We start from the raw sequence: 26327 nt of genomic DNA, 5'->3' as shown, positions 1-26327 counted from the left end.
CTATACAGGCATATCCAAACAAGGCGAGTTGCCCTGACTGTTACACTGATGCCATTAGCGGCGTACTCCCCCCTGGACATAAGGCCCAATAGCGGCAGGTGCCTGAGAAGTTGCAATTGCTGACATAGACCAACCTTATTAAAAGTCGCGTTATTTTTGACCGGAAAGTTCTGTTGTTCGACGTACCGCAGCCAGAACACTGCTTTGCAGGCCAGCAGCGAAATCACTTTTATTCAACTCGTATAAGCCATTAATGCCGACTCCCGCCGGAGAGTTATTAATATCCATCAGTTGGCGCGGATGGCATCCGGATAACTTAAGCATTTCAACCGCGCCGACCAGATTTTCCCACACCACCTGCGTTGACTGAGTACGGGTTAATCCGGCAAGAACACCGGCGTCAGCCAGCGCTTCGACAAAGTAATAGACATAGTTGACGCCAGCGACAGCAAAACCGGTGAAGACGTCAATCAGCCGTTCCTCCAGCACCATCACCTTGCCGAAACTTTCGAGGAATGGCATAACGGACGCGCTGTTGACATAAGCATTAAACGCCACGCCGCTGTAGCCCAGCCCGGTATCCGTCAGCGTATTCGGGATGATCCGCGTAATCGGGCGCGACTCGCCCAGCATGGCAGACAACTGAGCCAGCGTTACACCCGCAATAATAGAAATGACCGACGCCTTCGGTGCCGCATGCGCTTTAATCAGCTGTGCGACACCGGCAATATCATCCTGTGGGCGAACCCCTATCACGATGTGATCCGCTGCGGCCAGCCCGTTGGGCAAATCTTGTATATTGCTCAACCGATAGCGCGCTTTCAGCGTTTCAATTCGCTCAGGATCAATATCCGATAAGCTGACCTTATCCGGGGTTAATGTTCCGCGTTGTAAGGCGGCGCGCAGAATAGCTTCGGTCATTTGACCGGCACCAATAAAGTGGATATGACTCATAGTGAATCCTCGGAAGTAACAGAAACAGGGCCCAATGACCTCTCCACCAGCGATACCCAAAGACCGATGCCGGGTGCGATAAGTTGGTCATTAAAATCGTAATGCGGGTTATGTAATGTCGCGCCCGGCGTTGGGCCATCGGCCCCCAGCCACAGATAAGCGCCCGGACAGGCCTCCAGAAAATAGGCGAAATCTTCCGCTGCCATGGATGGCGATAACTGCGTGTGGACCTGCGTGATCCCGGGGACATGGCGTGCGGCATCCGCCAGTATTTTGGCCTGTTGCGCATGGTTGACAGTGACCGGGTAACCGTATTCCCAGCGAATGCTGCCAGTGACGCCAAACGGCTGGGCGAGCTGTTCGACATACTCTGCCATCAGGGTCTGGCAACGCGCTCTGGCGGCCTGGCTCAGGCAACGCAACGTGCCGGACACGTGCATTGTCTGCGGAACGACGTTTATCGCTTCTCCGGCCTGCAGTTGCGTCACGCTGATCACGGCGCTTTCCAGCGGAGAGAGGCGGCGTGTCATGATCGTTTGCAACGCGGTAATCAGGTGCGCACCAGCCAGCACCGGATCGGCTCCTTTTTCCGGCATCGCCGCATGGCATCCCACGCCAGTCAGCGTGATAAAAAAATTGTCCTGCGAAGCCATCATTGGGCCTGCGCTAACGGCCACTTCGCCTACCGGCAACCCCGGCCAGTTGTGCAGCGCATAAACCGCAGAAACAGGGAAGCGCGTAAAGATCCCTTCTTCCACCATCAAACGCCCACCGCCAGCATTCTCTTCCGCAGGCTGAAAAATAAAGTACACCGTACCGTTGAACGCTCTGGTCTGGCTGAGATAGCGCGCTGCACCCAGTAGAATGGCGGTATGCCCGTCGTGTCCACAGGCGTGCATCGTGCCTGGCGAGGTTGAGCACCAGGCAACGGCGTTATTTTCCTTGATGGGTAGAGCATCAATATCAGCGCGCAGGGCTATCGCCGGGCCCGCGCCATGGCGAAGCACACCAACCACGCCCGTGCCTGCAATATTGGTATGCACTTCAAGATCATATTCGCGCAGCAGGCTGCTGATTTTCGCGGAAGTATTAAACTCTTGTAAGCCAATCTCCGGGCGCGCGTGAATCTCACGCCGCCAGATAATCGCCTGTTGAATAATGTCTTCGGGAATGGCGCGCATATTTCCTCTGCATTTTCCCGGCACAATGCCGCAGCATGACGCTGTGAATGGATGACCAGAACGCATAATGCCTTCTGGTAGCGGATTACATTATTGTGTTTTTTTAACGAAAAAGAGTGGCTCAGGGTTTGCCAAAATAGATTCTGGCCAGCCCCTCCTTTGTCACTTCAACCGCGTGCTCGGCGCTCAAAGCAATATGTTGCTCAATCAGCACCACGCCTTTTTCTATATCCCGCTGACGTAACGCCGCGATAATGTCGACATGTTCGTCATAAGCATTATTTCTGCGCACGGGCGTTTCGAGATCGATACGCCGGAAAAAACGGCTGAGCGAATTCAGGCTATCGAGCATTTCATAGAGCCGACCGTTATGGGAAATACGGGCTATCTCCATGTGGAAACGTTCGTCGATTTCCGCGATCTTCGCCCAGTCCTGCTCGGTTTGCGCCGGGCGATGCTGGCTTACTTCCTCCCAGATAGCGGTGGTCGCGGCGATCTCTTCATCGGTTGCCCGCAGGCAGGCGAAACGAAAGGTGGATTGTTCTATCACCATTCGCACTTCATACAGCTCACGGACACCCTCCGGCGTCAGGTCGCGGGAGTAAAAACCCCGGTTGGGTACAAAGTTCATAAAGCCATCTTTTGCCAGACGGTTCAGCGCTTCCCGTACCGGGGTGCGCGAGACGCCCAGTTGTGCCGCAAGCTCAACTTCATTCACCCGTTCGCCGGGACGAAAGTGGTAATCAATCGCCAGGCCTTTCACTTTCTCGTAGACCTTTTCCACACTGTCAGCGCTACGGGATTTCTTTTTAATAGTAACCACATTATCCCCTTAATTTACCGCACACTCAGCATGAAGATAAAAATGCTGCACAGGTTGTTTCACGTAATGTTTTTTATTGATAGCACAGCGAAAAAAACAACTCAACACAAAAGTGAATACACTTCTGTTTTATTTAAAAACACTGATTTATAAGTGTTTTATATCTTATTTCTTTTGCTAATGACTTTTCCGCACCATTTTACGGCAGCATTGCACCAAAATGAATCAACGTGACTTCACTTTTGTATGCAGACTTTTTTATCAATCACGGTAAAAAAAGAAAGTGAAAGTTTTACTAGGCGATTTTTATTATTTTAGATTTCCTTGTATTTATTCGGGAATTTGCATTCGCCTCACCTGAAATAAGCATGTGCTGTCGGGAACAGCCTGGCTTTCTGGCATCGTCTTTGCTTAATGCATAAGTGTATGCACTTATATATTCACTTTGGTGCGCACTTTTTTGGCATGACCAGGCAGGCTTGTGCACGTTTGCACAGGCGACACAACACCGGCCTCAGAAGTCGGTAACAGCAAACCGGAGAACCAACATGAAAAATCGTTTTGGGCAGGGTATGACGCTGTCAATACTGGCAGGTATGACATTGTTAGGTCTGGCGCACACGGCGCAGGCCGATGTGAATATTGGTGCGATTTTGCCCCTAACTGGCACCAGCGCCAGCATTGGCGAAGATCAGCGTCGTGGTATTGAACTGGCGGTTGAACAGGTTAATGCCCAGGGCGGCGTCAACGGTCAGCCATTACATGTGATCGTGGAAGATTCCGCTGAAAGCCCGGTAACCGGCCTGAATGCCGTACGCAAGCTAACTCAGGTTAACCATGTGCCGTTAGTGGTGGGCAGTTTTTCCTCCAGCGTCACCATTCCGGTTGGGCAATATCTGGTGAAGAACAATTTGCTGCACATCAATATTTCCGGCACCAGCACCGATATCCGCAAAATCGGCGCGACGTCCTGGAGCGTTATTGGCCTGGATTCCCTTTCCGCGAGCTTCTCGGCACAAGATGTGCGCCAGCTCGGTTACAGCAGCGTCGCCTTTATCGCACCGGATGGGGCGTACGGGCAGGGGATGGCGGAGCAGTTCACCAAAGCGTTTGAAAAAGCAGGTGGCAAAGTGGTCGCCAAAGTGCTCTATACCAGCGGTCAGCCTTCTTATCGCCGCGAGCTGGAACAAATCTCCCGCGCTCATCCACAAGCCTATGTCTATACCAGTTACGGACAGGATGCCATTGTGCTCAACCGTGAGGCCTGGGAACTGGGGCTGAATAAAACGCCCTGGTATGGCATGTATTTAACTATGGCCATTGAAGGTTCTCCGGCGCAGTACACCAATGGACAGGTGGGTATGGAAGTCGCGGGTATTGACCAGCAAGCGGCGAGCGGCAACGGCGCAAATTATGCTGAGCTGTACCAGAAAAAATTCCATGAGAAGCCTCGCTCTGTGTACGGCAGCTATGCCTGGGATAGCGTGATGCTGGCCGCGGCAGCGATTGATAAAGCACACAGTGCCGATCCGGCAGCGATGATCGCAGCAATGAAAACCGTTGCGCCTGGCTTTACGGGCATTACCGGCACATTAAATCTGGATGCCGATAACCAGCGTCAGTCCCAGCCATACCTGAAAGTGAACGCGTTTAATGGCGTACCGGTTCCCCGGTAACGAGCCGCTTTATCTTGCCAGTTCACGCTACATCATCGGGGAAACACCATGCTGCAGTTTTTGATTGATACATTGATTCGCACGGCGGATTTGTCGCTGGTCGCGCTGGGATTAAGCCTGGTATACGGGCTGGTACGGTTTGCCAATATCGCCCATATGCAATATGCCATGGTCGGTTCATTTATTACCGCTGCCGGGCTTCGTCTTGGCATGCCGTTGTCTATGGCAATCGTGTTTTCGGCAATGGTCTGCGGCATGCTTTCCATGATGTTGCATCACTGGGTGTACCAGCCGCTGCTAAAACGCGGCACCGCTAACGCCATGATTGGCTCGCTGGCGGTATCGATGGTGCTGATTGCACTGGTTCTCGGGGTTGAAGGATCGGCCCCGGTTAATTATTCACTGCCAGTGGGCGAACTCTTGCTGGTGGGGGACACACGTATCTCGACCGACGAACTCTGGAGTCTTGGCGTCACGATTTCGTTGGTGGTGATGTTCAGCCTGCTGCTGTTTCGCACACCGCAAGGTCGCGCTATCCGTGCGCTGGCCAGTAACCGGGATCTGGCGGCGGCCTCCGGGTTGAATGCCAGTGCCATTATCCACAACGTCAATCTGGTGGCCGGCATGCTGGCCGCTGTGGGAGGCAGCATGCTGGCGATGAACGCCAGCGCATGGGTTAATCAGGGCAATGATCTGATGTTGCCGGTACTCGCTGCCGCCATTCTCGGCGGGCTGGGAAACCCAATGGGCGCTATTTTTGGCGCACTTCTTATCGCGGCAACCGAAACCCTCGTTACCAACATCGACTGGAGCTGGCTGTTCGGCGGCGACTTACTGTTTATCCCGGTCACCTGGGTGAATGCCTCATCGTTTGTGATTTTGCTGCTGGCGCTGTTGCTGCGTCCTTATGGCCTGTTTAACCGGGAGGTCCGCCGTGTCTGAGTTTTTACTGCATATCCTTTGCCTTGGCGGGATCTATGCCATCGTCGCACTTGCCCTGAATTTACAGGCAGGTTACGCCGGTTTGCTGAATTTCGGTCATATCGTGTTTGTCGGAACCGGCGCTTATGCCATCGGTCTGGGAAGCCATTTTGGGTTGCCGCTGTGGCTGGTGATCCCGGGCGGGTTACTGTGCGCCCTTGTTATCAGCGTGCTGATGACGTTGCTGGGCCGTCAGCTCACGGCGGATTACTGGGGCATCGCCACGCTGGCGCTGGCTGAAATCATCCGTATTGCGGTCGTCAATGAAGACCGTCTGACGGGTGGCGCGCAGGGGATTGGCGGGCTGTCCGCACCCTGGTCAACCGGCGATACCGTCGCCGATACGCGCATCTTTGCGGTCATTATCCTGCTTTGCGTCATCATCGCTACGCTTGCCAGCCTGCGGATCGGCACCAGCCGGTTTGGCCGGGCGCTACGCCTGATGCGCGAGCAACCTCAATTGGCTATCTGTATGGGCTATGCGCTGCTATGGCTGAAATGCCGGGCGTTAATGAGTAGCGCGGTGATGTGTTGTCTGGCCGGTATGTTACTGGCCTGGTACACCGACTATGTCAGCCCGGATTATTTGCTCTCTTCGGAAACCTTTCTTATCTGGAGCATGGTGATGATCGGCGGCATTGGCAATGTGCGTGGCGTGCTGCTGGGCGTGTTGTTGGTAGAAGGGTTGTATAACTTTATCCCCTTCGCAAAAGATTATTTCCAGATCAGCTCAGACCTGACTGGCGCTCTGCGCCTGGGGTTGGTAGGTCTGGCTTTATTACTCTGTCTGCTCACCCGGCCGGGCGGCCTGTTACCGGAAAAATTAAGGACGTTATCATGAGCCGTTTGCTTGAAGTGGCTGATGTCAGCAAAGCCTTTGGCGGCAACCAGGTACTGACATCCGTATCATTTACGCTGGAAAAGGGCGAAATTCTTGGCCTGCTGGGGCCGAATGGTTCCGGTAAAAGCACGCTGCTCAACACCATTTCCGGTTTTACCCGACCGGATGGCGGTAGCATCACATTTGATGGCCGCGCTATTGCTTGTCAGCCCAGTCACCGGATTATCCAGGCAGGCATTGCGCGCACCTTCCAGCTTCCCGTCATGCCGGAAAAAATGAGCGTGATGGAAGTCGTGATGGCGGCGGGTACTCGTCAGCACGGGTTATTCAACGGTCTGCTGGGGCTGGCTTCCGGGCGTAAAGTCGAGCAGGAAGACAGAGCCCGTGCCCGTGAATTACTCGATATCTTGTTATTAACCAAAGTGAAAGACCTGCCTGCCGCAGCGCTTTCCGGCGGACAGAAAAAATTACTGGGCATTGCCTGCGCGTTGATGGGCAAACCGACGCTGCTGATGCTGGATGAACCTATGGCGGGCGTGCACCCGAAATTACGCCAGGAACTGGTGGAAACACTGGTCAATCTGAGTCGTCAGGGCATTTCACTTTTGGTTATCGAGCACGACATGCACTTTATTAACACCTTGTGTCAGCGCTGCATTGTGTTGGATCGCGGGCAGATTGTCGCCAGTTGCCGCCCGAACGAACTGGCACAGAACCAGCAGGTACTGGAAGCCTACCTCGGGCACAGCACCGCAACATTGCAGGAGGCGGTATGATTACCCTCGAAAACGTGGTTGCCGGTTATACCCCGGGGATTGATATTCTGCATGGTATTTCATTGCATGTTAAACAGGCGGAAATTGTGACGCTGCTGGGGCCAAATGGCTGCGGCAAATCCACCTTGCTGAAATCGATTGCCGGTTTTGTCTCCCCGCGCGAAGGACGGGTTGAAATCAATGGACAGGACACGGCCAAAATTCCGGTGCACCGGAAAATCCGTGAATGCGCACTCGGGTTTGTCCCGCAACTGGACAACGTCTTCAACACTCTGACCGTGGCAGAAAACCTGCAAACCGGGGGACAGTTTTTAGCGCCCGGCCAGCGTAAGCAGCGGATGGCGCAACTGGCGGAACATTACCCGGTGTTACATAAAAAGTGGCAATCCCCCGCGTCCGCGCTTTCCGGTGGCGAGCGACAAATACTCGCGCTCGCCCGCGCACTGATGCCTGAACCGGCGGTACTGCTGCTTGATGAACCGTCGGCCGGGCTGTCACCGAAAATGCTGACGGAAGTGTTTAGCGCCATACAAACTATTCGCCGCAAGGAAAAAGTGACCATTTTGATGGTTGAGCAGAACGCCATGGAGGCACTGCACATTTCCGACCGGGCTTATGTGCTGGCGCTGGGGAAAGTAGCGATGGAGGGCAGTGCGCGGGAGCTGCTGGACGACTCTCGTATGCGCGAGCTCTATTTTGGCGGTCGTGCCGCCTGACAGGATCAATAAAAAGAACAGAAGGAATACACCATGCCGATTACCCCGGTTATCGATCACGCGGTGATTAATGTCGATGAAGAGCTGGATCAGGCGCAATGCCTGTTTCAGCGGATGGGATTTCAGCTCAGTACGCGGGGACATCATTCGATGGGCTCCAGCAACCATCTGGCCATATTTGCCGATAACTATCTGGAGCTTTTAGGCTATGAGCCCGCCAGGCAGACAGACTCGCGAGGTTTATGGAACGTTGCTCCAGGCCTTGCCGGGCTGGTCTGGAAAACCCGGGATGCGCATGCGGTATGGCAGCACCTCCAGCAATGTCAACTCGATGGCGAACCGCCGACCCGCTTCTTTCGCCCGGTGATACTGCCAGACGGCAGTCAGACTGAGGCCCGGTTCTGTATCTCGCGGATCCGCGCCAGCGCCGTGGAGTACGGATTCAGTTTTTTCTGTGAACATCAGACGCCGCAAGCCGTCTGGCAGCCCGCCTGGCAAGTACATCCGAATGGCGTGCAGGCGCTGTCCGCATTCGTTATCGCTTCGCCTCAACCTGAACAGACACTGGCGCTGTATCGTCAGTTATTCAGTACAGAGGCTCGCGCGGAGGACAACGGTGGCTATGTGCTTGATTCAGGATCCTGCTGCCTGCGCATTATCACGCATCAACAGGCAAGCCTGGAGTTCGCGCTGCCACCTGTCGCTGCGCAGGCACCAGCGAAAATGGTGGCACTCTGTTTTCAGGTGGCCTCACTGGAGCAGCTCAGGCGCTGCCTTAGTCAGGGCGATATTCAGTGGCGTGAGCAGGACAGCCAGGTGCTAGTGATGCAGCAGCAGGCACAATGGCTGGCGATGCGTTTTGCGGAAAAAGGATAGAGGGGAGAGCTGAAAACGAAGGAAGAGCAGGGTGTGGAGTGAATATTCGCCCGCCGATTTTCTTCAGTCATCACCGATTTTAGCCCGGCTGCACGCTCTGGCAGCCGGCCGATCCCGCTACAAATTCAGAGGGCACCATCCACTTCAGAGGACACTATCCACGATGGCGCTGGCCTGCCCAACTTTTGGCGATTCGCTGTCACCGAGGCGAAGCTGAAGGGTTGTACAGGGAAAACGATAAAACCGTGGCCAGTTTTAGTTGACCACTACAGTTGATGTAACTGATGGGTTTGAATGGCCCTACAGGACTCGAACATAATTAATAATTATATGATAAATATGAATTAAAATGTGTTCGATAAAATTTATACCAACGTTTATACCAACATTATGTTTTGTATCTTTATTGCAGGAATGGGGATGGCGGAGAACACTTCTGCCAGGTAGCCCCATCCTGCATCCATTTACGTAAAAAGCAATCACCAGTCGAAATGCTCTACTCCAGGCAACACATCACCAGCCGCATCGAAATAGATGGAGGTGATCGCATACTGGTGACATAACGCCAGGATCAATCGACGACACGCTTTCGAGAGGCCAAGTCGTTTCAACCGAAGCACCGGGTATTGCCAGGCATCGAGCCGAATTAAATATCCCGTCCCCGTGAAATGTACCCACTCTGCATCACCATACTCTGCCATGTCATGTGAGAGTTGATACAGGCGTTCGTTGTCCTGGTCCGTTATGTGCGCAGTGCTGCACTGTATGCCGGTAAAGATACAGTGCAGCGGAAGTGCTGGAGTCATTAGCATCATCCCCTTCCCTCCTTAATGTCTGGTTTTGCATAAGCGACTTTTAGCCCCGTCGCGTGCCTTGCCCGTAGAATTTCCAATGTGGTTAAAAACGGCGACTGTTCCATCCATGCGAATCCATGCCTGTCGATGCGAACCAGTTCATACCGTTCAACCAGAAAGTTCACCGCATCGACCAGCGAGATTCCAGCCTCGATATGTTCATCAATAACGTTGCTGTCATGGAAAGGTGTATCATTCAGGGTGAGTCCGTAATGTTTATTCAGCAGATAAGTCAGTAAGGTCTGCCATACCTGCACAGGCGACAGGCACGGGGACACCAGCACCGTGGCCGGTGCAGTGATGTGTTTCATACGTAATCCTCGTGGAATTAATGTCAAAAGGGTCAGCGTGTCGGGTCAACCGTACAGCATCCGGGCAACCACAAACGTGCTGTTACTGGCTTCGAACCAGGTCCAGATATCCAGGACCGGCGTACCGGCAGGGAAATGAATAAATGCGTCACGGATAACTAGGGTGCCTTCTTCCTCAGTGACGGCGATGCTCTCCAGTTCCCGCCATAAGCCATTCAGGCGTTCAATGGGAACAAGCATGTCTGCCTGCCTTATGCTGGCGGTGGAGCCGGATAAACAGAAACGTAAACATAACCACAGCTTCCCCGCGTATCGGCCTCGCAAATCAGACCGTCCTTTTCCCGTCTGAGAGCGTGTGCCTTATGCGGGTCCAGTTCGCCGGAACGCAGCGCGGCTTCCATCTGTCGGATAAATGCTGGAAAGCTGCGGTCCAGCGCACGTAACTGCATGGCGGAGAACGTGCCGTAGAGCCCGGCCCTGTCCCCCAGGTAATGCAGTCGTTTTCCCTCCTGGACCAGGCGGGCACCAAAGCATGGCGTGACATCACGCCGAAGGCCCCACTGAAGGGGCTCGGTTGTAATCATATTGTTTTCTCTCTTAATGACTGAATGAGGTCAGCGCACTGGCGGCATTATTCCAGGCGCCTGTAATTGCGGCATATATACGCGGGATGGGATAAGTGGGATTATCTGTATTCAGGTACCGATAAAATGCCTGGACATATGTGCCTGGAAGGAAATCACTGAGACTGTAGAAATCTCAGTTGGTCTGCATCCGGATTTCCGATTAACAGCTTTTTACCCCCATTACTGTAGAGGCCCACGAAGGCTTTCAGGTTGGGTTGGTAAAGATATGCAATATAGTGTTCCCCGCAATTATGCTGTTCGCAGGAAGATGAACGTAACCAGGTCACGCCCGAAATGGCCACTGGCTCCAGAGGTGTCTGGGGCCCACGAAGAATTCCTTCATTTTCCCATAGCTTACCCAAGCCAGCCTTCTCCATTGCACGGCTGACCGTTTTTCTGAATGACTCATCGGCTTTTTCAACGTCCAATGGATAGGGGCATGCATCACCGGTCCCGGGGGTAGCAGCTGTATTACAGTTCATCGCCTGCTCAGCCGTGACGATATTACTGTCTGCATAGCCATATCCACTGATGAGCAGCAGAGAAAAAATGGTTCTCCTAGTTAAATTATTTATACATAGATTCATAAATTTTCACCATTAATCAATGAGTTATCTTTAACTTGAATAGCAACAACGTAAAAATCCATCACATCAATCCGTGCTCGGCAAAGGATAAAACATCGTGAGTGCCGATAATGAAATGATCAAGCACCCGTATTTCCAGTAGCGCCAGTGCCTGAATGACCTTGCGGGTAATTGCCTTATCAGACTCACTGGGTGCCGTGTATCCGGATGGGTGATTGTGAGCCAGAATGACGGCAGCAGCGTTATGACGTAGAGCTCCTTTAACGATTTCACGTGGGTGAATTTCTGTGTGATTAACCGTTCCCAGAAAAAGTATTTCTTTATCAAGAAACCGGTTCTGGTTGTCGAGGTAAAGCACGGTGAATACCTCACGATCCAGGTTCGCAAACTGCAGACGAACCCAGTCTTTGGCATAATCCGACGTCGTGAATGCCTCTCCTGTTTTCCTTAAATATTTCTCCAGCGTCCGGACTGCACAATCAATAATTCGCCGTTCAGAACTTGTGAACGGCGAAGATGAAGCGAAACAAATATCAGACATAGCAAACTCCCGAAAATAATAAAGAGTCCTGCCAGCGAATGCTGGCAGGACTCTGGTGATATGAATGTGGAAGACATGAGCGAAGTGCTCAGGGACATAAAGACAGACTCAACTTTGACGCGGCAGTCTTGAGGGGAATCTTATGGCTTTATGAAGAGTGTTTATAACGGAAGATTTCCTTTCCCTGGTACAGACCGACGAGATCGTCATAATCGGGATGTGTACTGTTGGGTTGAAACATCACAACCGTGCCGGGACGACATAAGTCCTTAACCGTTACACCAAATTTTTGGTCTGGGGTGATTGTAAAGCCAAGGGATGGTTCATTCCGGTAGATACTGATGAAACCCCATAATCCACCTTCACAGTGTTCTGTGGGCGCAGAATGCACAATCACCATCATTCCTGGTTGATCTGCTTCCGTGACTGTACATTTGCGAGTCATCTGCAGATGAGCGTCACACCAGAAACGGTTATCGGTCTTGTAATTAACCGCTGCAGGCAGTATTCCGCGAAAAGGCTGAGCCAGAGCGTTACCTGCATTTATCATTAGTGAACCTGCAGCGAGCAGGATACAAATCATTAATCTCATAAAGTCACCTTTGTAGTTTCCCGCAACGAAAGCGGAAGTAAATAGATACGCGTTGGTTAAGACGATGGCGGAGTGCCTGTAAAAGCTTTTTTGATCGGTAATGAACAGTTCTATCGCAAGAAATTATTTTAACGAGGGAGTCGGACAGGGTATGGACACTAGAACAAAAATATTTTTAAGCTGAATAATAAAGTAATTACAAGAGGTTATGTTATAAGTAACATATCTGTATTGCGAAGTACTTTGGCAGATTGACAGGTTTTGTCTGCATGAAATAAACACCCCTCTCTATAGGCAATCACGACCATAAATATAGATAGTCACAGCAATAATATATATCCGAGATTATTTTAAAATGAAAACATTACCACTTTAATTGCTCAACTGCAGTATATAAAAAACATTTATTTTATAGATAACTACAGCCTTTTCAGAATGTATTATATTAAACAGCAAGGATAGAGAGTATCTTAGATAATTAATGAATAAAATAACGTGAGCAAAAAATAAAAATGCCAGCAATGAAGTACATATAGTTTTAACTGTGATATATCAAGCCACTTTAGGTGCAAATGAGAGCATCAAATAAGGTAAATCTTTCAGGAGAGATAGGTGTAATTGTGAATATATTTATAATTTTTGATGCTAGATTCCTAATTGCAATTCCTATTATAACAACAAGACTTTAATTGCACCATTGATTTACTGGAAGTCACATTGCATTTAATAATTTATTCACTGAAGGTAAATTAGAGGAATAAAAATCAAGCCAACATCTCTTATTGGCATTAATTTAATTAGGAATCAAATCAAATTAATACACACTGTTTACACTATATTCCCAACGATAACACATGCAATAATTTTATTATAAAGTGATAACTTGTTATGGAAATTTTAAGTAAAAGAACATGCTAAATATATATTGCATATTAGCGAAAGATGAGTTTGAATGAGTATAATTTTTCTTCAAGTGGCTAATTTTACTGTAAATTCATACAGGGAAAAGAGTAAAAATGGTAACAATCGAAGCTAGTTCGAAAATCGCAGCTTTCATTTATCAGATAGAACGTGCTCTATACCGCATTTTCGCGAGCGAACACAACCATGTCATGGTTGGTATAGAAACAGCTGATGATGTCGTTGAAGAAATACGTTTTGAAAACGGAAATATTCAGATAAAGTTTGAACAAGATAAACACTCAGTCGATGAGACAGGCCAACCCTACCAAGATAGTAGCAAAAATCTTTGGCATACTTTGCATATCTGGCTTAATTCTATGAATGAAGTAAAATCCCAATATGATGAAATTTTTTATTGCCTCGTCACTAATAAATCTGTTGGTTCTAATACTTTAGCATCATTAATTTCAGGCGCAAAAAACGACCATGAAATAAAAGAAGCCGTCCAGAAACTAAAATCTCATGGCGCAACTATTTCAGGAAAGGTAAAAAAAACCGTTGATATGGTCTTAAATTATTCTGATGAAGATCTTTACTTTCTGATAAAGAGAACTGAGTTATTGGGAGAACATGCAACTAATTCAGGCTTATCTCCGAAGGAAGCAACTATTACATTGATGCACTTACCCACAGAAATATCACATCATTCAGAGCTTATTTACAGCTTGATATTTGGCAATATAGTATCCTATTGTCAAGAGCATTGGAAAGAAAGGAAGCAAGTAGTAATTAAAAAATCAATGATTTCAAAATTACTTTTCGATATAAAAAGAAAGTACATGAATGAAAGGCTGTCTGAGAAATCATTTAGAGAAACATCTTATATAGAGTACATGAAGTTAAATTCATTTAATAATTTTCTATTTATTGGGCAATTAAAAACATTAGGCTTTGATGATGAAGCATGCGAACATGCTTTAAAAAATTATTGGGCATTTTATTCTGAAAAAATTAGACTGCAAGAAATGGGAGAGATTCCACTTAGTGCATGGGAGAATAGAGATAATGCCCTTTATGACCGGTGGAAACAGGTTACTTTTAACACATTATCAAAAGAAAAAAATGATTCATATTATTGTAAAATTTATCAAGACACAGTGGATATTAATTTTCTAGCTCCACTAAACGGATATCCTACAACTCATAACTATTTTACTACTGGTAATTATCATGCGCTTGCTGATGAACCAGACAACGAGAATTTTATTTATTGGCATGATGTTTTCAAGAAATACAGGTCATAAAATTAACGGGGTAATTTATTATGTTTTATGTTGACAAAAACATTATAAACAATAGTGTGTTAGCTTGTTTTTTACTCACAACTTTTATAGCAGAGTTCGAAAAAAATACACTGAACAATAGAAACACTGACATAGCTTTATTATTACTAGTGCTTCCTCTTCTTTGGCACGAGACATCCAGAATCGCAATAAGGAACAAGAAAAAAAACACTCTTCTCAGTACAATAATCGTTGATAATCCTTTAATACAATATTCAATTAAAGACAGAATAACAAATTTTTCAGGCGCAACATTACAAGGTCTCAATCTCGCAGTAGCATCTGGATTGCTTGAAAAATTGGAAATTGATCACAACATTTATTTCAAATGCACTAAGAAGAAAATCCCCAAAGATATAAAAAATGAATTACCTGATGATATGCAAAAATGTATTCCGCGTATTGCTTTTTGGTTTTCTCAGCTAGATACCGCGGAAATATTTAGTTTAATTTTAGGTGAAAAATAATGAAATTTTTAATCGAAAAAATAATTCTCTGGCCTGTAAATTCTAAAAATGCACTAAGAACAATCGAATTTGCACAAGATAAACTCAATATCATTCATGGTATCAGCGGGACAGGGAAATCGTCAATAATATCGATTGTAGACTACTGCTTAGGTTCAAGTAAATGCGCCATCCCCGTAGGTATAATTCGTGAATCGGTTGAATGGTTTGGACTACAAGTCGAAATTAAAGGCACAAAATGCCTTATTTGCAGGAAATCTCCAAATCAAAAAAATGCAGGTAAAGAATTTTATCTATCCCGACTGCAAGGTGAACTACCAGAAATAATTGAAAAAGCGACACATAATTTTTCAAGTTTTAAAGAGACACTAAATCAACTGGTTAAACTAAGCAACTTGGCTATTGATGATGAAAAAGAAAAAATTGGCTTTGATGGCAGAACATCTTATCGGGATATGGCAGCATTCAATTTCCTCCCACAGCATATTGTTGCAAACCCTTATACACTTTTCTTCAAAGCTGATTCTTATCAAAATAAAGAAAGATTAAAGAGGGTAATGCCATTTGCGCTAGGTATAATTGACCGTGAATACATGATAAAAGAAAAAGAATTAATTGACCTTTACAAACGACATGACTCGCTCTTAAGACAACAAGAAATAAATAATAAAGCTCTTTCCGGATGGAAAAATGATATATCGCATTTATGGTATCAAGCAATCGAACTAGGCCTTCTACATGCAAATCAAGAGAATATCAATGAAAGTACGGATAAACTTCTTGACCTACAATTTATAAATAAGAAATACACTGAAGGATCGCTTAGCGATTTATTAGTTAATCCAAATTATACTTACACTAATGAAGCGCTTAAAAAACTAATATTTGAAGGCGAAAAAATTCAAAGAAAAATAGATGATACTCGTTTAAAAATAAGAAATTATGAACAACTTTTTGCCCAAGGGCAGGCTTTTTCAAATGCAATAAAATCAGAGAAAAATCATACAAATGGATTCGAATGGCTGAAGAGAAATCTATCACCAGATGGTAAATGTATTGCCTGCGGTAATAAGACTACGATTACCTCGAATATAATTAATAATCTTGAGAAGAAAATATCAAAATTAAATTCAATATCTGAAGGATTATTTGACACACCAATTGCAGATAAAGAATTAGATAAACTAAAGAAAACGCTTAGAGATTATCAAGAAACACTGCACTCAATAAGAAAGCAAAAAATTCAACTTGAGAGATTAGACAAATCAACCAGCGACTCATTACAAAAAGTATATGTTTTAATTGGAAGAATTCAAGAAAACCTAGTATCTTTAGACAAAATTAAAAACACAGGTGATTTAAGTGAGCAAATTAAAGAGCTAAAAAAAACAATCGAACCCTTAAGCGAATACTTTAAAACTACCAATATAAAAAGTAAAGAAAGTGTCACGTATAGTAAAATTAACAGCCTGATAGAGGAATACTCTGACATGCTTAACCTTGAACGTAGAGGCAAGATATTTCTCGACAAAAACGAATTAACACTGAGCTTCAAAGAAAGCGAATATTCAAAAAGTGAATATCTTTGGGAAGTCGGTAGTGGTGCCAACTGGATGGGGTATCATCTTTCAACGTTCCTTGCCCTGCATGAGTTCTTATCTTCGCCGGGAAATGAAAACCTCCCTCCATTTAGTTTCTTAATTATCGATCAACCGAGCCAAGTGTATTTCCCCAGCGCTGCATCCGGGGAAAATATCCTTGATGAAATGAATAGCAACAATCAATTAATGACTGCCAGGGAAAATGACATTTTGGCAACAAAGAAAATATTTGAGATGCTTTCATCAGCAATAGAGTTAAATGCTTTTAAATTTCAGGTGATTGTTCTTGAACATGCAGATCAAACTATTTGGGGTGAGGTTCCTCATACCTATGAAGCAGCACAATGGAAGTCTGAAAAAGATGGCCTAATTCCGAAAGAATGGGTATAACTGACAATTAATACTCGTGCTATTTTCAGAATCTCAGATGCCTATAGAAAAAGCATAAATTACCAATAATTATTAGCAGAGCTATCCCATGGAGGGATAGCTCATATTTTTTATAATATCAAAATAGAACTTTCACACTGGCCTGTCCGTTATAACCCTCAGCACTGTTACCGCTAAGGCTTCTGGTATAGCCACCCTGAATACCCAGCGTCACATTTTCCCGGATTTGCGCTGATAGACCAGCCAGCAACTCAGCCGACGTACCGTCCTGCGACGGGCTGAACGTGACATTACTGCCTGGTGTTGCCGTTCCCATATTCAGGTCGCCCTGTGAGCTGAATGTCCGGACCACCGACGGCCGGACCCACCAGCTTACCGGCAGCTCGCTGATGCTGTGCTTCATACTGCGCTCATGGCCCGGGAGTGTGGATGAGCCCTGACCGAAGGTCATTTCAGACTGGTTGCCAAAACGCAGACCGGCACGGACATGCTGTGCGCTGCCGTGACCAAAATCCACATAACCACCATCGTCATGACCGTTGTTCAGACTGAGCCCCTGCCAGACATACTGCAGTTGTGGCTCCAGTACCAGCCCCTGGCTGACACTCAGTGGCAGGCCGGTCTCCAGCGAACCGAGCCAGCCCTGTCCATGGGTATCGAAGTTGTTGTTATCAGACTGCGCTTTCAGGGAATGCCGTGACCCCTGCGCCACCACATCCGCCCATAAACCTGATGGCTGGTGTACGGCTGTCAGGTATCCGCCGAGGCTGTATACCGTGTCTCGTGCGGTACCGGCAGCAGAGCGGTCATCATTTTTCACGTCTGAACGGGACTCACCTGCCGCACCGTAAATTCCCGCCGTCAGTGATACCGGACCGGTCTGCGCGTTCACCAGGTCGCCCCCGAGCTGCACAAAACCGTAGCTGCCGCTGCTTTCAGGCGTTGCACCCTGTGCAATACCGCTGCGGTCCCCGTGACCGGTATGCCCGCCCTGAACACGTCCCCACATCCCTCTGGCTTCCTGCGCCGTGCTGCGCTGACTGTATGTGCCTGCCAGTGCCCGGTCATAGTCCATACTCTGTGCATACAGCGAGGCATAGAGGGCGACTTCGGACCGGTAAACAGCTTCACTGCTGAGATACCAGTTTTCATCCGTTGTACCGTGGTTCAGGGTGTAGTTATAGGCCCCGGCCTGCAGTTTATGCCCCAGCGCAAAGGCATCACCGGTGGTCGTAGCCCCGTTCACAGCATCCACCACTTTAATACCGTTGCCGGTGGTGGCCAGGCCCAGTCCGCTGTTCCCGATGCTGGTGAAGTTCAGCCAGGTTTTCCCGGTCGCCTGACCGCCGTCAATCGCCAGCCTGTCGGTCGGGAAGGTCGGGTCATCCAGGCGGATAAACATACTGATACTCCCGCCGCGACCGGTGAGATTTTTCACCGTCAGGGTGGCAGGCACAAAGTTACCCTGAGGGGCTGAGAAACTGATGGCCCCGGCGTTAGTGAGCGTGTCGAGCACGGAAGCCACAGAGGCATGACGGTCAATATTCCAGGAGGCACCGCTGTCCAGAGTGACATCTGTCGGGTCAATGGCCCCGCTCATCACGGTACTGCCGGTCAGCGTCAGTGACGTGCCGGACTGTGCGATGATGTCCGTGCTGACCTGTGCATTATCCAGTATCAGCGAACCCTGATTCAGGTTCACGGCTGACTGCGTGAGGGTGCCGTTGCTGACCGTCAGGGTTCCGCCACCGTCTTTGAGCAACTGACCACTGCCGCCCAGCGAACCGGAGATAAGTGCCACTGTTCCCGTCGCGGTGGTGACCTGTACCCGGTCATTGCTGATGGCATTGCCGCTGAGTGTGGCACTGTCCGTCAGCGTGGTGGTCCCGCTCAGCATACCTCCCTGACTGACATTCAGTGTGCCGCCGCTGCTGACAGTGGTGTTGTCCGCCACGCCGTTTGCCCGCACGCTGAACATACTGCCGTTACCGAGATGCAGGTTACTGGCCCTGCCGGTAGCCGCATCAATACCAAAGGTACCCGCAGTGTTCGTCCCGCTGACTGTTGAACCACTGTCCGCAATCAGCACACCGCCCTCATTCATCACGATATGCTGTGCCACACCACCGGTGGCCACCGCCAGCACACCGCCATTGCTGACGGTGGTGGTATCCGCCGAACCACCGGAGAGCACATCGAGACGACCACCGTTTTCCAGCAGAACGTTAGTGGCGCTGGCCGTGGCCGCATCCACATTAAAACCGCCGAGACTGTTGATACCGGAGACCGTGGCCGCCGTACTGGTCACCAGTGCACCACCGGCATTGAGGGTGACGTTACTGGCGGTGCCGCCTGCGGACACGCTGAGTTTACCGTCACGGTTCACCGTGGTGGCGTCTGCAGTCCCGGACTGCTGTACCACCTGCCAGCCCCCGGCATTCACCGTCGTACCGGTGGCCAGGGCTCCGGCGTGGACATACTGATTACCGCCGTCCAGCGTGGTGCTCTGTGCCTGACCGTGTACGCTCTGGTCGCCACCTGCCTGAATAGTGGTGCCGGTCGATGAGCCACCCGCCGCCACAATCTGCCGTCCGCCTGCATGAATGAGTGTGTCCGTTGCGATGCCACTGACAAACATCCCGTCACTGTTCTCCGCATCCGGTCCGCCTTCTGCCCCGGTATTCACCACCGTGCCGCTGGCCTGTGCACCGTTTTTCACCAGCTGATACCCCCCGGCACTGATGACGGTACCGGTGGTGCTGCCACCACTCTGCACCCACTGTTCACCGCCGTTCAGCACGCTGTCCGTTGCCTGTCCGTGCACACTCTGACCGCCACCGGCATTAATCGTCGTGCGGGTGGCGGAGCCACCGGACAGGACCGCCTGCAGGCCGTTGCGGTTCACTGTGGTGTTATCTGCCACGCCACCGGACTGCACAAACTGTCCGCCGGTGTTCGCATCGTCGTTATCACCGTATTCCTGGCCGGTATTCACCACCGTGCCGGTGGCGCTGCCCCAGACCTGTTGGGTGTCGTGGTTGCTGATAACCGCGCCGTCCACCGTCTGTCCGGCGGGAACCGTGGTATTACCGGCAGCCAGAGCGGCAGTGCTCATCAGCCCGGCCACGGCAATGGCCAGTACGGTGCTGCTGCGTTTACCCCGGGCTGTGGCCAGCTCAGAGACCACCACAAATGCACCCAGAACATCATTCCATACCAGCCGGTAGCTGGTGTTCAGGTTTCGTTTCACTGGAGTAACCTTATTGAGTTTTAGATAAAAAAAGGCCTGCGCCTGCAGATGCGGGGCAGACCGGTAAGAAACAGAGCTACGGGGAAGAAAGAACATCCAGGGACTGCCGGATACAGCGAAAATGCGGCAGGGCCTGAACGAAGCCGGGGTTTTCCGACAGCCGGTACAGCTGTTCATTCCATCTGAACGTTTCGGCAGTCGGCTGCACGACCTGAATGTCATCGAGCCTGAACACCGCGGGCTGTCCGTTGTGTTCCGCCACCAGATACCAGGCACCCTCCTGCGCCACCAGCCGGTAAGGTGACAGATACTCCGTGCGCTGGCATTCCGTCTGCAGCCCGACCTGCTGACGTGCCGTTATGGCTTTAATCAGACGGTAAAAAGACAGTGCCAGCGCCGGTGAACTGCCGGAAGGCACCGGCCAGACCAGGCAGGGCGAGGCTTCGCTTTCCAGCAGGGTACTGACCAGACGCCGGTCCAGCCCGGGGAACAGGTCCGCCAGACCGGAACGGTGGGCAAACGTCAGAATGTCCAGCTCACGCTGCGTACCACTGACACCGGAACGCAGACGGCAGATGCCGTTGCGGTACTCCAGGTCCATGTACATCAGCCGTTCGCGAAAATCCCGGCGCAGGGTGCGGGGAGAAACGGCAAACTCAGCGGCCAGCTTTTGCACGCTCAGGGTCTCCCCGGCAAGCAGACGGCTGATAATGATGGAGAGCCGGACAGCCAGCCGGTCATGGCGGCGTTCTGTCTGAACCATTGGATACGCTCCGTGGCAGTTAACTGACTGAAATGAATGTGATTACTTTAAAGAGGGGGCAGGACAGGGTATGGACACACCGGGAATTATTTTTTCAGGAAAAGGAAGTGAGTCAGGACGCGGGCTGACCACGCACAGGGACATTTTCAGGCCCCCGGGCGGCCCCCTGACGGACAGGAGATGTCCGTTTATAACATTCCGGCAACAGACTGAATTTGACCGGAATTTCTCCCTAACCTAAACTGCACCGGCAGGAGCCGCTGTCAGCCCAGTTTTTCCAGCAGTGTTTCCGCCATTACCCACAGTGCCCGGTTGAGCTTCACGTCACCGTCGATACCCTTCACGGCCCGGGTGTGCATGCGGTTCCCTTTTGTATTGCGTCCGTATAACCCGCCCTTAATCAGGTTCTCCTGCACCCGCTGGTACGTCGTCCACAGGTCGCTGCTTTCATCCTGCCAGCGACGGGGGGACAGCACCTGCGCTTCGGTCACCGGCTGGTGGTCTTCACCAAAGCGGTAGGTGATGGCCGCCCGGGCCAGAGCTTCCTGTGCCGGGGGCAGCAGCAACAGCGACTGCATCGCCTCGCGCTTTTCTTCCACCCGGTCAAAAATGCCCAGCACCTCATACGCCCCTTCGATGACTTTGCCCACCACATCCCCCTTGTGCGGAACACGCACCTCCCCGAACGATTCGCCGCAGATAAGGCCGTTCTGGCAGACAGCCCGGAAAAGTCCCGGCAGCATCTGATACGAGCTGGAGCCGTCATGGCTGTTGAGCAGGATAATTTCCGGCACCTGATGGCCGGTGATGTGCCCTTCACGGCGCAGGCGCAGCATATGTTTTGTGTGCTCACGTTTGCCTTCATCCCGTACCCGCGTCTGGCAGGCAAAAAAGGGACGAAAACCTTCCTGTTGCAGGTTATCCAGCAGGGTGATGGTCGGGATGTATGTGTAACGGTCACTGCGTGAAGCATGTTTGTCTTCGCTGAACACACTCGGTACCGTGCGGAGCAGCTCTTCACGGGTCAGCGGGCGGTCACGGCGGATAAGATTTGTTGCGCCAAAGCGCGAGGCCAGACGGGTCATGGTGAACTCCTGAAATAGCGTGAAAATAAAAAAGCCCCGTCGCGGTGGCGACAGGGCTCAGGGAGAAGTAGCGGATTAACGGCTCAGAAGAAAAAATCCCACACGGCGCGGGCCACAGACACGACCGCATCGCGGACACAGCGTATCAGTGTGCTGACAGGGGCAGGAGTAAAGGGGCCTTCGGCCACTGTGTCCAGTGAGCGTCCCACCGCCTCACCGAACCCGTACCGGGCCCGGGACTTTACCTGCTCAGTACGAACCTCCTCACGTAGTTGCGTGGATACAGGACTGCCCGCCTGTGCCGGTAAATGTTTCATCATGGCTTCCGCCATCGCGGTCAGTCCCCATCCGGTCCGGGCGGAGATGGCCACCACTGGTGCTGCAGGGGAAAACAGCTTACCGATATCGATAAGTCTGCTCTGGATATTGAGGTACTGCATCGCGGACGGACTCCCTGTGAGCGAGTCCCATTCATGACAGGGTTCAATTTTATCGGCCTGGTTAACCACAAACAGCACCTTGTGCCGGTGTGCTTCACCAATCACCTGACGGTAGAATTGCTCATCAATGGAGAGCGCCCGGTCATCGGCTTTTATCACCCAGAGGACCAGGTCCAGCCTGGGGAGCCACTCCTGATAGAGTTGCCGGTATTCCCGGTCACGGGTGAGGCTTTCCCCGACACCGGGCAAATCCACCAGCGTGAGGCTGTGCCGTCCGACTGAAATCCGGAGCCGCAACGGTTCACGGGTACAGGCCGAGACATCGCTGACCGCCGAAACGTCACCCTTAAAAAGGGCATTGCACAGCGACGATTTCCCCGCACCGGTTTTACCGATGATACCGATGACGGGTTCGTAATCGGTGAGCTTGCGGATGTGGTTCAGGATATGTCTGCGTATGGTGACAGGAAGAGCGGACAGGGAATGTTCAATAACGGTAAAGCCATTGTTTTCTTGCATGATGGTTTCCTTGAGGGGAAAGAAAGCGGGCTCTGATGAGTCCGCTTTCAGGAATAGTCATGCTGATAACATCTGTCTGATTTTATTTATAACGAGGGTGTTTTTTATTATGCCATGCAAACTGTATTGCATGCTCAATTACACGGGCATTTGAGATGCCCTCAGATATGGCAATATCTCTCATTTTGTCATAAAACTCTTCTGCTATATGCACATTAAGCTGTTTGGCCCTGGATGCATTTTTCTTTGCTCTTGCCTTTTGGGTACTGAAAGCACTTTTGAACTTATTCTTAAAATTGGTTTCAATTACACCGTCGTGTCTGTTTTGCTCACACCAGATAAAATAAGATGCATAACAATACGCGAGTTTTTCTTCGATAATGGAACCACATTGATAGTTCGCAAGAGTGATATTATTATCTTTCAGATAACCGATCAGCCAGTCAATGCTTACACCTGATGGACTGTTGACATCTTTAAAAATATCCCGAAATCCCAGATTACCTTCCCATTCATTATTCAGATCGCGCAAATATTCTCTTGGGGTTAATATGCCACCCTGATTACGGATTTTATCCTTTATGTAATCAACCCGAAGATTATGATTCGGAGGGGTGTCATTTTTCTTCGTTCCGAGTTCATCAAGCAAGCTATTACCGGTAACGATTAGGTCACTCAGAGAATTTATATCATCAGCATGGTCCAGTTTGCACATCAGCCAAAAGCTTGCCCGAGGATCATCCATAAACCAATTAAGTTCGTTCTCTGTAGGGGTCCTTTGTCTGTACCGTTCCAGGGTCTGAGTAAAAAAGGTATCAATCTCTTCAGCAAGACGCCCTTTCCTAATTAAAAAATCTCTGGCCTTGCTTTGATATCGATGAATATTCCTTTCAGTTGCTTCCGGAGGGAAAGTAATCCCCTTAGCGGCAAGAGCGTTAGACAAAAAAAGAACAGCATCTCTATCCTCAATAAGCTTTACCATAACTTGCCTCTATGAATCACTACGTGATTTTATGTACATAAAGGCAGAGCTAACCACAAAAGTCAACGACTTTTCATGTGAATATATGTACAGGATAAAGGTGATTTTACTTTCTAAGCCCATAGCAGGCATGCCTGCTATGTACCTTTTCTCTGAAACAACGAAAGCAGGACCTTACCCCCAGAAGCAAAGGCGGGACACTACACAGTAGCTCAGTTTCACCTCGGTGCACTTGTGCAGCAACTTGCGAACTTGCCATTTAACTTCAGAGTAATATCACAGTTTTTATACCGTTATAACCTGCATGAGCTCTGCCTTTCATTAAAAAAAGGCTGTATGTTTTGTATTATATACATCTCATATGTATCTCTTTTTAAATCTTTACAAATTCATCATATAACCATTTGCATTAAGCAATGCGAATAAAAAACAGATGTACCTCTTGTTATGGAATATACAACCATGACAGTATCAGAGGCGATAACATGCTTAGCTCATTAAGTCTTAATTATGCTCATGCACCTTTCAATAAACACTATATTCATCGGATAACGCAAGTCGTAGCCAAATCACTGAGTCATTATCCAAGGACGACTGTGGTGATGCTAATTTTACGACTACCGGAGTACAGAGATAATGGAGATTCGATTTCCGCATTGGTGAATCTCGATGACGGATTAATGTCGCGATTTATTAACTCCATAAGACAAAAGGTAATAGCTCAAACCAGGCATAAAGAAAAGAATGGTATCAGAGTACATCCTACAACATTGCGTTACCTTTGGGTCAGGGAAGTTTGCAAAAATGGTAAAATACATTATCACGTTGCTTTACTGGTAAATACTCAGAGATTTCACTCTCTGGGAAATTTTAATCAGAAGGCCGGTAATCTCGGCTCATTTATTGAAGAGGCGTGGCTAAGCGCCTTAGATTTAGGGGGGTATCCAGAATATCGTACGCTAGTGCATTTCCTGAAAAATTCACCTTATTATATTAATGCAAAAGCCCCTGATTTCCATGAAAAATTTCAGAGATTAATGTTTCGACTTAGTTATTTTGCAAAAGAGGACAGTAAATATTACAGCAAAGAAGAGAGGTCATTTGGTTGCAGCCAATCCTAACACCGTACCCCCCCTTTTTCACAGCACCACCAGTAGCTATGGCTGGCCAATATAACCAAAGAGCCGCCTTCTTCTTTCCATTCACAGGCAGTTTACGGAATGCACCATTGAGAGCGGTGTGCTTCGGCTGCCTGTAATCCAGAATCTAAGGTATTCCACAATGATAACGACACCCTTACTTAACCATTATCAGGCCTGGCTTGACGATTTTACCCGGGCGAATCTTGCCCATGGCTTATGTCAGCCGGACATAAAACGCTGGCATACACTGGCGATGACAACCTGCAGGCCACTTAATGGACTTCCGTCATCTCTGGTCATTCCCCACTTTCTGCTGAGTGTGACGCAAACCCCCGTTACAGATAATCCAACTGAGCAGACCCAAATTACAAAATACGCCGATTACCCCCTCCTTCCCGGGGTATTACTCAGTGAATGTGCCCGTCTGGGATTGCTAAGTCTGGCTAAACAACTGAAATCTGCATTCTGGCTAAATACTGCTTTCGGTATGCGGGAGTCCCTTACCCTGTTGTGCTGGTGCGAACTGGTGAAAAACAGCGATGCCTCTGGATGGTGTATTCCCTGTCTGCAACCTGAGGGGGTGCAACAGTGGCTCTGCGACAGCCAGGAAAAACACCCTGGGCTGAGCAGGCTAACAGGTGCGTATCTCCACGCCATTAGACCGTACTGAGGGGGCACCATGTCAGTTTCAAAATGTTATATGGCGCGGGATGAAAAAGGCACGACAGTCGCAGCCCGGGATGTCCATTCCACCATGAACCAACACTGGTCGTGTCACCACTGCAAGTGCCCACTGATATTTCATTTACCCACCCTGACTTCGCCGCCGTGGTTTGAGCATGACATCACGCGCGGAGATCCGGTGAGTTTCCTGCACTGCCCTTACCTGGCCCCGGAATCAGGTCGAACCGACAGAGTGGGAAGGTTTAAAAGGCTGTTAAACCAATTACCAGCAGTACACACGGCAACCCGTTGGCACTGCACGATGTGCGGGCGACACTACGAAGGAACGAAATTCTGCTCTTTATGTAAAACAGGCATCTACAGCAAAGAGACGAGATAAAAACAAACAGGGCCAGCCCGCATATAGGCTGGCCTAAACCCACA

At 49.4% G+C, this 26327-nt stretch carries 27 protein-coding genes; 12 read left to right on the top strand and 15 right to left on the bottom strand.

Going from position 1 to position 26327, the window contains the following annotated elements; all coding sequences use genetic code 11:
• Window positions 1-150 precede the first annotated feature (150 nt).
• From DD586_RS14380 to DD586_RS14370, 3 genes are all read right to left on the bottom strand, one after another.
• The gene (locus tag DD586_RS14380) at window positions 151-954 is read right to left on the bottom strand and encodes a pyrroline-5-carboxylate reductase family protein (protein WP_012885557.1); all 804 of its coding nucleotides are present in this window, start codon (window positions 952-954) and stop codon (window positions 151-153) included.
• Entirely contained in the window at window positions 951-2135 is a 1185-nt protein-coding gene (locus tag DD586_RS14375; RefSeq protein WP_041164523.1) for a M20 aminoacylase family protein, read from the bottom strand. Before DD586_RS14375 ends, DD586_RS14380 begins: the two co-directional genes overlap by 4 nt.
• A gap of 121 nt (window positions 2136-2256) precedes the next feature.
• Window positions 2257-2958, bottom strand: coding sequence for a GntR family transcriptional regulator (locus tag DD586_RS14370; RefSeq protein WP_012885555.1), 702 nt, complete (start codon window positions 2956-2958; stop codon window positions 2257-2259).
• 548 nt (window positions 2959-3506) lie between these two features.
• Between DD586_RS14370 and DD586_RS14365 the strand changes: the two genes are divergently transcribed.
• The 6 genes from DD586_RS14365 to DD586_RS14340 are packed head-to-tail and all read left to right on the top strand — an operon-like array spanning window position 3507 to window position 8824.
• A complete protein-coding gene (locus tag DD586_RS14365; protein ID WP_012885554.1) occupies window positions 3507-4634 on the top strand; it encodes an ABC transporter substrate-binding protein in 1128 nt (375 codons plus the stop codon).
• 48 nt (window positions 4635-4682) lie between these two features.
• Window positions 4683-5576 carry a branched-chain amino acid ABC transporter permease gene (locus DD586_RS14360; RefSeq protein WP_012885553.1) on the top strand — a complete coding sequence of 298 codons (894 nt, stop codon included), beginning with the start codon at window positions 4683-4685 and terminating at the stop codon, window positions 5574-5576.
• Entirely contained in the window at window positions 5569-6456 is an 888-nt protein-coding gene (locus DD586_RS14355) for a branched-chain amino acid ABC transporter permease (RefSeq protein ID WP_012885552.1), read from the top strand. The genes DD586_RS14360 and DD586_RS14355 overlap by 8 nt, the downstream gene beginning before the upstream one ends.
• A complete protein-coding gene (locus DD586_RS14350) occupies window positions 6453-7232 on the top strand; it encodes an ABC transporter ATP-binding protein (RefSeq protein ID WP_012885551.1) in 780 nt (259 codons plus the stop codon). The genes DD586_RS14355 and DD586_RS14350 overlap by 4 nt, the downstream gene beginning before the upstream one ends.
• Window positions 7229-7948 carry an ABC transporter ATP-binding protein gene (locus DD586_RS14345; RefSeq protein WP_012885550.1) on the top strand — a complete coding sequence of 240 codons (720 nt, stop codon included), beginning with the start codon at window positions 7229-7231 and terminating at the stop codon, window positions 7946-7948. The genes DD586_RS14350 and DD586_RS14345 overlap by 4 nt, the downstream gene beginning before the upstream one ends.
• Window positions 7949-7981: 33 nt before the next feature.
• The gene (locus DD586_RS14340) at window positions 7982-8824 is read left to right on the top strand and encodes a VOC family protein (protein WP_012885549.1); all 843 of its coding nucleotides are present in this window, start codon (window positions 7982-7984) and stop codon (window positions 8822-8824) included.
• Between the two features lie 479 nt (window positions 8825-9303).
• Here DD586_RS14340 and DD586_RS14335 read toward each other — a convergent pair whose 3' ends face one another.
• The 7 genes from DD586_RS14335 to DD586_RS14305 all read right to left on the bottom strand — a co-directional run bounded on the left by DD586_RS14335 (window position 9304) and on the right by DD586_RS14305 (window position 12335).
• Window positions 9304-9639: a DUF5983 family protein gene (locus tag DD586_RS14335; protein WP_012885548.1), complete on the bottom strand. Its 336-nt coding sequence runs from the start codon at window positions 9637-9639 to the stop codon at window positions 9304-9306.
• Complete coding sequence (locus DD586_RS14330; protein ID WP_012885547.1) at window positions 9636-9989, bottom strand: TA system toxin CbtA family protein; 354 nt, start codon at window positions 9987-9989, stop codon at window positions 9636-9638. Before DD586_RS14330 ends, DD586_RS14335 begins: the two co-directional genes overlap by 4 nt.
• Before the next feature lie 45 nt (window positions 9990-10034).
• The gene (locus DD586_RS14325) at window positions 10035-10229 is read right to left on the bottom strand and encodes a hypothetical protein (RefSeq protein WP_012885546.1); all 195 of its coding nucleotides are present in this window, start codon (window positions 10227-10229) and stop codon (window positions 10035-10037) included.
• A gap of 11 nt (window positions 10230-10240) precedes the next feature.
• Entirely contained in the window at window positions 10241-10573 is a 333-nt protein-coding gene (locus DD586_RS14320; protein ID WP_012885545.1) for a type IV toxin-antitoxin system YeeU family antitoxin, read from the bottom strand.
• Window positions 10574-10728: 155 nt separating this feature from the next.
• Window positions 10729-11202, bottom strand: a complete 474-nt coding sequence (locus DD586_RS14315) for an Ivy family c-type lysozyme inhibitor (RefSeq protein ID WP_012885544.1) — start codon at window positions 11200-11202, stop codon at window positions 10729-10731.
• A gap of 61 nt (window positions 11203-11263) precedes the next feature.
• Window positions 11264-11743: a RadC family protein gene (gene radC, locus DD586_RS14310; RefSeq protein WP_012885543.1), complete on the bottom strand. Its 480-nt coding sequence runs from the start codon at window positions 11741-11743 to the stop codon at window positions 11264-11266.
• 148 nt (window positions 11744-11891) lie between these two features.
• Window positions 11892-12335: a hypothetical protein gene (locus tag DD586_RS14305; RefSeq protein ID WP_041164520.1), complete on the bottom strand. Its 444-nt coding sequence runs from the start codon at window positions 12333-12335 to the stop codon at window positions 11892-11894.
• A gap of 1016 nt (window positions 12336-13351) precedes the next feature.
• On the opposite strand from DD586_RS14305, the gene DD586_RS14300 reads away from it, so the two are divergent.
• Genes DD586_RS14300 through DD586_RS14290 form a run of 3 tightly spaced genes read left to right on the top strand, consistent with a single transcriptional unit; the run spans window position 13352 to window position 17039 of the window.
• Window positions 13352-14542 (top strand): ABC-three component system protein, encoded by a 1191-nt coding sequence (locus DD586_RS14300; protein ID WP_012885541.1) that lies wholly within the window; start codon window positions 13352-13354, stop codon window positions 14540-14542.
• Window positions 14543-14562: 20 nt separating this feature from the next.
• Window positions 14563-15048, top strand: a complete 486-nt coding sequence (locus tag DD586_RS14295) for a three component ABC system middle component (protein WP_012885540.1) — start codon at window positions 14563-14565, stop codon at window positions 15046-15048.
• Window positions 15048-17039: a DUF3732 domain-containing protein gene (locus DD586_RS14290; RefSeq protein ID WP_012885539.1), complete on the top strand. Its 1992-nt coding sequence runs from the start codon at window positions 15048-15050 to the stop codon at window positions 17037-17039. Before DD586_RS14295 ends, DD586_RS14290 begins: the two co-directional genes overlap by 1 nt.
• Window positions 17040-17157: 118 nt before the next feature.
• Here DD586_RS14290 and DD586_RS14285 read toward each other — a convergent pair whose 3' ends face one another.
• The 5 genes from DD586_RS14285 to DD586_RS14265 all read right to left on the bottom strand — a co-directional run bounded on the left by DD586_RS14285 (window position 17158) and on the right by DD586_RS14265 (window position 24078).
• Window positions 17158-20289 (bottom strand): AIDA repeat-containing protein, encoded by a 3132-nt coding sequence (locus tag DD586_RS14285; protein ID WP_041164518.1) that lies wholly within the window; start codon window positions 20287-20289, stop codon window positions 17158-17160.
• 76 nt (window positions 20290-20365) lie between these two features.
• Entirely contained in the window at window positions 20366-21052 is a 687-nt protein-coding gene (locus DD586_RS14280; protein ID WP_012885537.1) for a helix-turn-helix transcriptional regulator, read from the bottom strand.
• A gap of 263 nt (window positions 21053-21315) precedes the next feature.
• Window positions 21316-22137, bottom strand: a complete 822-nt coding sequence (locus tag DD586_RS14275; protein ID WP_012885536.1) for a DUF932 domain-containing protein — start codon at window positions 22135-22137, stop codon at window positions 21316-21318.
• A gap of 83 nt (window positions 22138-22220) precedes the next feature.
• The gene (locus DD586_RS14270; RefSeq protein ID WP_012885535.1) at window positions 22221-23096 is read right to left on the bottom strand and encodes a GTPase family protein; all 876 of its coding nucleotides are present in this window, start codon (window positions 23094-23096) and stop codon (window positions 22221-22223) included.
• Between the two features lie 82 nt (window positions 23097-23178).
• Complete coding sequence (locus DD586_RS14265) at window positions 23179-24078, bottom strand: hypothetical protein (protein WP_012885534.1); 900 nt, start codon at window positions 24076-24078, stop codon at window positions 23179-23181.
• A gap of 485 nt (window positions 24079-24563) precedes the next feature.
• On the opposite strand from DD586_RS14265, the gene DD586_RS14260 reads away from it, so the two are divergent.
• The 3 genes from DD586_RS14260 (at window position 24564) to DD586_RS21495 (ending at window position 26283) form a co-directional block, all read left to right on the top strand.
• Window positions 24564-25199: an inovirus Gp2 family protein gene (locus tag DD586_RS14260; RefSeq protein ID WP_012885532.1), complete on the top strand. Its 636-nt coding sequence runs from the start codon at window positions 24564-24566 to the stop codon at window positions 25197-25199.
• A gap of 160 nt (window positions 25200-25359) precedes the next feature.
• Window positions 25360-25890: a hypothetical protein gene (locus DD586_RS14255; RefSeq protein WP_012885531.1), complete on the top strand. Its 531-nt coding sequence runs from the start codon at window positions 25360-25362 to the stop codon at window positions 25888-25890.
• A 9-nt stretch (window positions 25891-25899) separates the two neighbouring features.
• Window positions 25900-26283 carry a putative zinc ribbon protein gene (locus DD586_RS21495; protein WP_012885530.1) on the top strand — a complete coding sequence of 128 codons (384 nt, stop codon included), beginning with the start codon at window positions 25900-25902 and terminating at the stop codon, window positions 26281-26283.
• Window positions 26284-26327: the final 44 nt, after the last annotated feature.

Source organism: Dickeya parazeae Ech586, from assembly GCF_000025065.1.
GTDB classification, from domain to species: Bacteria; Pseudomonadota; Gammaproteobacteria; order Enterobacterales; family Enterobacteriaceae; genus Dickeya; species Dickeya zeae.
This window is presented reverse-complemented; position numbering and strand designations above follow the sequence as displayed.

What these genes read in the sequence shown, in the direction of transcription:
- DD586_RS14290 (WP_012885539.1), top strand. Translation starts at nt 15,048, where the DNA reads ATGAAATTTTTAATCGAAAAAATAATTCTCTGGCCTGTAAATTCTAAA.
- DD586_RS14315 (WP_012885544.1), bottom strand. Translation starts at nt 11,202, where the DNA reads ATGAATCTATGTATAAATAATTTAACTAGGAGAACCATTTTTTCTCTG.
- DD586_RS14360 (WP_012885553.1), top strand. Translation starts at nt 4,683, where the DNA reads ATGCTGCAGTTTTTGATTGATACATTGATTCGCACGGCGGATTTGTCG.
- DD586_RS14375 (WP_041164523.1), bottom strand. Translation starts at nt 2,135, where the DNA reads ATGCGCGCCATTCCCGAAGACATTATTCAACAGGCGATTATCTGGCGG.
- DD586_RS14255 (WP_012885531.1), top strand. Translation starts at nt 25,360, where the DNA reads ATGATAACGACACCCTTACTTAACCATTATCAGGCCTGGCTTGACGAT.
- DD586_RS14260 (WP_012885532.1), top strand. Translation starts at nt 24,564, where the DNA reads ATGCTTAGCTCATTAAGTCTTAATTATGCTCATGCACCTTTCAATAAA.
- DD586_RS14320 (WP_012885545.1), bottom strand. Translation starts at nt 10,573, where the DNA reads ATGATTACAACCGAGCCCCTTCAGTGGGGCCTTCGGCGTGATGTCACG.
- DD586_RS14280 (WP_012885537.1), bottom strand. Translation starts at nt 21,052, where the DNA reads ATGGTTCAGACAGAACGCCGCCATGACCGGCTGGCTGTCCGGCTCTCC.
- radC (WP_012885543.1), bottom strand. Translation starts at nt 11,743, where the DNA reads ATGTCTGATATTTGTTTCGCTTCATCTTCGCCGTTCACAAGTTCTGAA.
- DD586_RS14265 (WP_012885534.1), bottom strand. Translation starts at nt 24,078, where the DNA reads ATGGTAAAGCTTATTGAGGATAGAGATGCTGTTCTTTTTTTGTCTAAC.
- DD586_RS14345 (WP_012885550.1), top strand. Translation starts at nt 7,229, where the DNA reads ATGATTACCCTCGAAAACGTGGTTGCCGGTTATACCCCGGGGATTGAT.
- DD586_RS14340 (WP_012885549.1), top strand. Translation starts at nt 7,982, where the DNA reads ATGCCGATTACCCCGGTTATCGATCACGCGGTGATTAATGTCGATGAA.
- DD586_RS14335 (WP_012885548.1), bottom strand. Translation starts at nt 9,639, where the DNA reads ATGATGCTAATGACTCCAGCACTTCCGCTGCACTGTATCTTTACCGGC.
- DD586_RS21495 (WP_012885530.1), top strand. Translation starts at nt 25,900, where the DNA reads ATGTCAGTTTCAAAATGTTATATGGCGCGGGATGAAAAAGGCACGACA.
- DD586_RS14295 (WP_012885540.1), top strand. Translation starts at nt 14,563, where the DNA reads ATGTTTTATGTTGACAAAAACATTATAAACAATAGTGTGTTAGCTTGT.
- DD586_RS14330 (WP_012885547.1), bottom strand. Translation starts at nt 9,989, where the DNA reads ATGAAACACATCACTGCACCGGCCACGGTGCTGGTGTCCCCGTGCCTG.
- DD586_RS14380 (WP_012885557.1), bottom strand. Translation starts at nt 954, where the DNA reads ATGAGTCATATCCACTTTATTGGTGCCGGTCAAATGACCGAAGCTATT.
- DD586_RS14305 (WP_041164520.1), bottom strand. Translation starts at nt 12,335, where the DNA reads ATGAGATTAATGATTTGTATCCTGCTCGCTGCAGGTTCACTAATGATA.
- DD586_RS14300 (WP_012885541.1), top strand. Translation starts at nt 13,352, where the DNA reads ATGGTAACAATCGAAGCTAGTTCGAAAATCGCAGCTTTCATTTATCAG.
- DD586_RS14325 (WP_012885546.1), bottom strand. Translation starts at nt 10,229, where the DNA reads ATGCTTGTTCCCATTGAACGCCTGAATGGCTTATGGCGGGAACTGGAG.
- DD586_RS14350 (WP_012885551.1), top strand. Translation starts at nt 6,453, where the DNA reads ATGAGCCGTTTGCTTGAAGTGGCTGATGTCAGCAAAGCCTTTGGCGGC.
- DD586_RS14275 (WP_012885536.1), bottom strand. Translation starts at nt 22,137, where the DNA reads ATGACCCGTCTGGCCTCGCGCTTTGGCGCAACAAATCTTATCCGCCGT.
- DD586_RS14365 (WP_012885554.1), top strand. Translation starts at nt 3,507, where the DNA reads ATGAAAAATCGTTTTGGGCAGGGTATGACGCTGTCAATACTGGCAGGT.
- DD586_RS14270 (WP_012885535.1), bottom strand. Translation starts at nt 23,096, where the DNA reads ATGCAAGAAAACAATGGCTTTACCGTTATTGAACATTCCCTGTCCGCT.